This is a genomic window from Aeromonas sp. SG16, assembly GCF_024436135.1.
GTDB lineage: Bacteria > Pseudomonadota > Gammaproteobacteria > Enterobacterales > Aeromonadaceae > Aeromonas > Aeromonas jandaei.
This window is the reverse complement of the sequence record NZ_JANFNW010000001.1, coordinates 437,308-444,456: the sequence shown is the minus strand read 5'-3', so window position 1 is coordinate 444,456 and position 7,149 is coordinate 437,308. Positions and strand designations below refer to the sequence as shown.

Here is a 7,149-nt window from a genome sequence, read left to right as displayed (position 1 = left end):
AGGCAGAGGCAGAGGCAGAGGCAGAGGCAGAGGCAGAGGCAGAGGCAGAGGCAGAGGCAGAGGCAGAGGCAGAGGCAGAGGCAAACTAACAAAACCCTCCAATCCGGCAAGATGGGGACATAAAAAAACCGGCGCCTTGGCGCCGGTTTTTGCTCACTGCGACTCTATTACAGAGCGGCGGTGAAGGTACGGGTGATGACGTCTTGCTGTTGCTCTTTGGTCAAAGAGTTGAAGCGAACGGCATAACCGGATACGCGGATGGTCAACTGCGGATATTTCTCCGGGTTTTCCATGGCGTCCAGCAGCATTTCACGGTTCATCACGTTAACGTTCAGGTGCTGACCACCCTCTACGTTGGATTCGTGGTGGAAGTAACCGTCCATCAGGCCAGCCAGGTTGGCTTTCTGGGCTTCCATATCTTTACCCAGTGCGTTCGGCACGATGGAGAAGGTATAGGAGATACCATCTTTGGCGTAAGCGAACGGCAGCTTGGCAACGGAAGTCAGGGATGCAACAGCACCTTTCTGATCACGACCGTGCATCGGGTTGGCACCCGGGCCGAACGGAGCACCGGCACGACGGCCGTCCGGGGTGTTACCGGTCTTCTTGCCATATACCACGTTGGAGGTGATGGTCAGAACAGACTGGGTAGCAACAGCACCACGGTAGGTGTTCAGCTTCTGAATCTTCTTCATGAAGCGCTCAACCAGGTCACAGGCTATGTCATCGACGCGAGCGTCGTTGTTACCGAACTGCGGGTATTCGCCGTCGATTTCGAAGTCGATGGCAACGCCATCTTCGTCACGAACCGGCTTGACCTTGGCGTACTTGATAGCAGACAGGGAGTCAGCAGCTACGGACAGACCCGCGATACCACACGCCATGGTGCGATATACGTCACGGTCGTGCAGCGCCATCAGAGAGGCTTCGTAGCTGTACTTGTCGTGCATGTAGTGGATGATGTTCAGAGCAGCAACGTACTGCTTGGCCAGCCAATCCATGAAGTGATCCAGACGATCCATCACGTCGTTGTAGTCGAGGTACTCAGACTTGACCATCTCGGTTTTCGGACCGACCTGGATCTTGAGCTTCTCGTCCATACCGCCGTTGATTGCATACAGCATGGTCTTGGCCAGGTTGGCACGAGCACCGAAGAACTGCATCTGCTTACCAACGATCATCGGGGATACACAGCAAGCGATGGCGTAGTCATCGTTGTTGAAATCCGGACGCATCAGATCGTCGTTCTCGTACTGAACGGAAGAGGTCTCGATGGATACCTTGGCACAGTACTTCTTGAAACCGACCGGCAGCTTCTCGGACCACAGGATGGTCAGGTTCGGCTCAGGGGACGGGCCCATGGTGTACAGGGTGTTCAGCATACGGAAGCTGTTCTTGGTGACCAGGGTACGGCCATCAACGCCCATACCAGCCAGGGTCTCGGTAGCCCACATCGGGTCGCCGGAGAACAGTGAATCGTATTCCGGGGTACGCAGGAAGCGAACCATACGCAGCTTCATGACCATGTGGTCCATCAGCTCCTGGGCTTCTTGCTCGGTGATCAGGCCTTTCTGCAGGTCACGCTCGATGTAGATATCCAGGAAGCTGGAGGTACGACCGAAGGACATGGCAGCGCCGTTCTGGGACTTGACTGCCGCCAGGTAGGCGAAGTAGGTCCACTGTACGGCTTCTTTGGCGTTCTTGGCCGGTACGGAGATATCGCAACCGTACTTGGCAGCCATCACCTTCATCTGTGCCAGGGCACGGTGCTGCTCGGAGATCTCTTCGCGCAGACGGATGGTAGCTTCCAGGTTGACGCCGTTTTCCAGGTCAGCTTGCAGGGACTTGAACTGGGCCAGTTTGTCGGCCATCAGGAAGTCGATACCGTACAGGGCAACACGACGGTAGTCACCGATGATACGGCCACGGCCGTAGGCATCCGGCAGACCGGTGATAACACCAGACTTACGGCAGTTCAGGATGTCTTTGGTGTAAACGTCAAACACGCCCTGGTTGTGAGTCTTGCGGTACTCGGTGAAGATCTTCTCGACCATCGGGTCCAGTTGACGACCGTACACTTCGCAAGAAGTTTTAACCATCTTGATACCGCCGTTGGCGATGATGGCGCGCTTCAGCGGCTTGTCAGTCTGCAGACCAACGATCTGCTCCAGGCTCTGATCGATATAACCGGCATCGTGTGCGGTAATGGTGGAGGGCAGGTCAGTATCAAAATCGACCGGCGCGTGAGTGCGGTTCTCGATTTTGATGCCTTCCATGACCTTGTCCCACAGCTTGGTGGTCGCTTCGGTCGCGCCAGCCAGGAAGGACTCGTCACCTTCATACGGGGTGTAGTTCTTCTGGATGAAGTCACGGGTGTTGACAGAGGTCTGCCATTCACCGGCCGCGAAGCCTTCCCATGCTTTTTGGAACTGTTCGTTAAGTTCTGCCATTTTTCATTACCTCACACGGTATTGATGTAGTATCCCGCAATCATCCTTAATGATGACGACGGAAGATAAACCAGTAAGTCAGACCAACCATCACGCCACCACCGATGATATTGCCGATGGTCACGGGGATGAGGTTGTGTAGGACGAAGTTGGATACGGTCAGGTCAGCAAAGGTTGCCGGATCCTGGCCGATGGCCTGCCAAAACTCCGGGCCAGCCACGCTATGGATAGCGATGCCAACCGGAATCATAAACATGTTTGCGATGCTGTGCTCGAAACCTGAGGCAACGAACATGGCAACCGGCAGCAGCATAACCACTACCTTGTCAGTCGCGCTGCGGGCACCGAATGCCATCCATGCAGCCAGACATACCATCAGGTTACATAGGATACCGAGCGCCACTGCTTCGAAGAAGGTGTGGTGAATTTTGTGCTGAGCCACTTTGAGTGCGTTAAGGCCCCACTGACCGTCTGCTGCCGTGTACTCGGCAGAAACGATGATCAACGCCACCATCAGCAGACCGCCAATCAGGTTGCCGAAGTAGACCAGCCCCCAGTTCTTTAGCAGCTGGGCCCAGCTGATCCGGTTGGCCGCTTTGGCTACCAGCGTCAGGGTGGTGGAGGTGAACAGCTCGGCACCGAGCAGTACGCAGAGAATAAGTCCGAGAGAGAAGCAGAGACCGCCAACCAGCTTGGCCATACCCCAAGGCATGGAACCGGTTCCGGTAGTCACTGTGATGTAGAAGATAAATGCGATGGCGATGAAAGCGCCTGCGGTAATGGCCAGTGGAATGACCTTGTATGCCGGCTTGGTAGCCTTGGCGTAGGTGATGTCTTCAGCCAGTGCAGCGATGGCTTCGGGCTTGAGACAATCGAATGGGGATTCAGCTTTCAATTATGATCTACCTGAATGTTTTGCCTGTTGAAATCATAACAAAGGGCCAAATGGCCAAAATTGACATCGATCAAATTTATCAGTGTGCGATTGTAATTTTACTACAAATATTTGAGCCGCATGGCTACGCCAGTTTACACCAGGTTTCAGCTGAAACAGAAGTGTTAGATTTTTAATATAATGATTTTAAAGAATTTATAGTTCGCCACACAAACCATGCATTGGCAAGATATCTTTGCAGTTCCCAAGCATGCCCCCTGCCCTGCCTGCAACCCCCTTAGAGGTATTTTTTGTTTTTTATTTCATCTTTGAATAACAACGACATCGCTTATCTGCATCAAACAGAAGGGGCCAACCGGCCCCTCCTTTACTCACACATTGTCAATGTATCTTTATGACCACTGATGGGCACGCTTGGCCTTTTGCAGCTTCTCGTAAGCCGCCAGCAGCTTCTGGTGCAGCGGGAATTGGGCAAGCGACAAGTCGGCCGCCTCCAGCCCGTGGAAACGAGCTTCGCCACTGGCGTTGGCCCAGGCCTGTGTCAGCGTCTCTTCGCCATACATGCGGGTAAAGACACCGCGATACTGCTCGGGGTCGCGCTCCTCGTCGAGGAAAAGCTCGACGCAGGCGCGCAGGGCACGATAGTAGCTGGCACGTTCGGCCGGGAACACCGACTGGTTGAACTCCATGGTCCAATCGATGAGATCGAGAGCAGTCTCCAGCTCACCGGCAGCCAGCGCCAGCATGGCTTTCAGCTCACCGACGCGCAGGGTGTGCAGCGCGGTGCCCTTGGCGGCAGCGATGCCCAGCAGCTCACGCACGCGGGTACGCTCGTCGTGCCCCTCTTCATCCAGTTGATCAAACAACGCCATATACTGCTCGGCATCCCAATCAAGTGATGGCAGCGCCAGGATGGTCTCGCGCAGATGGGCACCCATGGTGTTGTTGGCCAGCAGCAGGTCTTCGGCCGGATAGATGTCGGACATGCCGGGCACCAGAATACGGCAGGCGTAGACGCCCAGGTGCTCGTAATCGGCGATATAGACCGGCTGCTCCAGCTCGTGGAAGATGCCGATCAGGTGGTCGAACTCCTCCTGCGAAGTGCCGCGGAAGTCCCAGTCGGCAAACTCGAAGTCGGCCTCTTCCTTGAACAGATCCCAGCTGATAAGGCCGGAAGAGTCGATGAAGTGGGTCTCGAGGTTGTGGTGATCCGCCACCTGCTCGTTGTCGAACGAGGGCGGCACGAACACGTCGAGATCCTTGAGACCACGGCCCTGCAGCAACTCAGTCACGGTACGTTCGAAGGCCACTTCAAAGCGCGGATGGGCGCCGAAGGAGGCAAAGCAGGTACCGTTGCTCGGGTTGAGCAGCACCACGCAGATGACCGGATAGCGGCCGCCCAGGGAGGCATCGAAGCTGTAAATCGGGAAACCTTCCGCTTCCAGCGCCGCGATGGAGGCGGCAATCCCCGGATAACGGGCAATCACGTCGTTCGGGATCTGCGGCAGGCTCAGCGCCTCGGCGATGATCCTGTTTTTCACGTGGCGCTCAAACACCTCGGAGAGCGCCTGAGTACGCGCTTCGGTCTTGGTGTTGCCGGCGCTCATGCCGTTGGAGACGTAGAGGTTGCCGATGATGTTCATCGGGATGTAGACGGTCTCGTGATCGGACTGGCGCTCGAACGGCAGGGCGACGATGCCGCGCTCCTCGTTGCCAGATTGCAGATCCACCAGCATCTCGGCGGTCACTTCGCCATCCGGGTTGTAGAACTTGCGGGTGAAGCTGTCGAGCAGACCGGCTGGCAGTTGCTCCCCTTCGATGGGGAACCACTTCTCGTTCGGGTAGTGAACGAAATCGCCGTTGGCTACCTGCTCGCCCAGATAGAAGTCGGCGAAGAAGTAGTTGGTGGAGAGACGCTCGAAATACTCACCCAGAGCGGAGGCAAGAGCCGCCTTCTTGCTGGCCCCCTTACCGTTGGTAAAGCAGAGGGAGCACTCCTTGTCCCGAATATGCACCGACCAGACGTTCGGCACGGGGTTGAGCCAGGAGGCCTCTTCAATATCAAAGCCCAGGGCTTGCAGCTTGGTCTGGAAGCGTTCGATGGAGTCTTCCAGCGCCGCGTCCTTGCCGGGAATAAAAGTGTGGTCAGTCATCACGATATCCTGATTTTTATTGGCTCATGTTTGGCCGCAGATAATAGCAGGGGTCGCCGGCTTTGGCAGGACAAAAATCAGCAAACGCTAAGCAATGCGCCCCACTTCCAGCGCCCGCAGACCCCAGCGCCCTCTCCTCTCTCGGCCAAAGATGAGAACCAAAGCAAACGGGCCCGGGGATTGCCCGGGCCCGCTTGTTACGCAAAACGATACATCGTCAGAGCTGCTTGCCCTGGCTGGCGATCACCTGGCTGTACCAGTGGAAACTCGCTTTCTTGATCCGGCGAAGGGAGCCCCCCTGCTCGTCACGCTCCACATAGACGAAGCCGTAACGCTTCTGATAGCCGTTGAGCCAGCTCAGGATGTCGGTGAACGACCAGGCACAGTAGCCAAGCAGTTCCACCCCGTCCTGCATCGCCTCCTGGCACGCCTTCACGTGGCTGCGCAGATAATCGATGCGGTACTTATCGTTCACCTTGTCGCCCGCCTCCAGCTTGTCGAACTCGCCAAGGCCGTTCTCGGTGATCATCAGCGGCAAACCGTAACGGGAAGAGAGGCGGCGCAGGGCGATGCGCATCCCGGTCGGGTCGATGGCCCAGTCCCAGTTGCTGGTCTCAAGGTGCGGATTGGGCGCCGTCTTGTAGAGGCCGGGAATACCGCTGGACGGCGTGGTGCCCTTCTTGCCGGTGGTGTTGATCCGCTGCAGGGTCTGACCGCCCAAGGGGTTATCGGTGTAGGTCAGGGTGTAGTAGTAGTTGACGCCAATGTAGTCGGGCGTCCCTTCGCGCAGCAACTCCATATCGCCCGGCAGGATCTCGGGCGCCTCACCGTTTTCCCGCAAGTAAGCGAGCGCCGCCTGCGGATAACGGCCAAAGCAGTAGGCATCCAGCCACCAGAGGTTGTTGAACTCCTCGGCATTCTCGTAAGCCAGCATATCTTTCGGGTCGCACGATGCCGGATAGGCAGGGGAATAGGCAAAGCTCGGGCCGATGAGGCCGTTCGGCACATGCTGGCGAAACGCCTTGATCACCCGAGCATTGGCCAGAAAGGCGATATGGTTGGCGGCGAAGAAGCGCTTGCGATCCTGCACGGCGGGCGGATGGGTGCCGAGCTGATAGGCGTTGGTCAGGTTGTAATTCTGCTCGTTAAGCGATACCCAGTACTTCACCTTGCCAGCAAAGCGCTGATAGAGGGTTACGCAGTAGCGCTCGAAATCCTCGATAATGCGTCGGTCTTCCCAGCCGCCGTACTCATCCTGCAGCGCCTGCGGCAGATCCCAGTGGTAAAGGGTCAGCACCGGCTCAATCTGGTGGGCCAAGAGGGTGTCGATGAGTTTTTCGTAGAAGGCCAGACCCGCCTCGTTCACCTCCCCCCGACCGGCGGGGTAGATGCGCGGCCAGCTCACCGAGAAGCGATAGGCCTTGAGTCCCATCTCGGCCATCAGCGCCACGTCCTCCTCCATGCGGTGGTAGTGATCCACCGCCACATCGCCGTTGCTCCCCTCAAAGGTCTTGCCCGGCAGCTTGGTGAAGAGATCCCACACCGAGGGCCCCTTGCCATCGGCATTCCAGCCCCCCTCCACCTGATAGGCTGCGGAGGCGGCGCCCCACAGAAAATCGCTCGGGAAGTCGTTGAACTTGTGATGATGCAT

The 7,149-nt window shown here is 57.0% G+C and carries 4 protein-coding genes; all 4 read right to left on the bottom strand.

Translation table 11 applies throughout. The annotated features are described in order from the left end of the window. Positions 1 to 167 precede the first annotated feature (167 nt). The 4 genes from pflB to NOM67_RS02045 all read right to left on the bottom strand — a co-directional run bounded on the left by pflB (position 168) and on the right by NOM67_RS02045 (position 7,149). Positions 168 to 2,450 carry a formate C-acetyltransferase gene (gene pflB / locus NOM67_RS02060; protein ID WP_033114694.1) on the bottom strand — a complete coding sequence of 761 codons (2,283 nt, stop codon included), beginning with the start codon at positions 2,448 to 2,450 and terminating at the stop codon, positions 168 to 170. A 46-nt stretch (positions 2,451 to 2,496) separates the two neighbouring features. Then, positions 2,497 to 3,345, bottom strand: coding sequence for a formate transporter FocA (gene focA / locus NOM67_RS02055; protein ID WP_041210327.1), 849 nt, complete (start codon positions 3,343 to 3,345; stop codon positions 2,497 to 2,499). 392 nt (positions 3,346 to 3,737) lie between these two features. Further along, positions 3,738 to 5,498 (bottom strand): 30S ribosomal protein S12 methylthiotransferase accessory factor YcaO, encoded by a 1,761-nt coding sequence (gene ycaO, locus NOM67_RS02050; protein WP_255933512.1) that lies wholly within the window; start codon positions 5,496 to 5,498, stop codon positions 3,738 to 3,740. 217 nt (positions 5,499 to 5,715) lie between these two features. Beyond that, complete coding sequence (locus NOM67_RS02045; RefSeq protein ID WP_255933511.1) at positions 5,716 to 7,149, bottom strand: glycoside hydrolase family 1 protein; 1,434 nt, start codon at positions 7,147 to 7,149, stop codon at positions 5,716 to 5,718.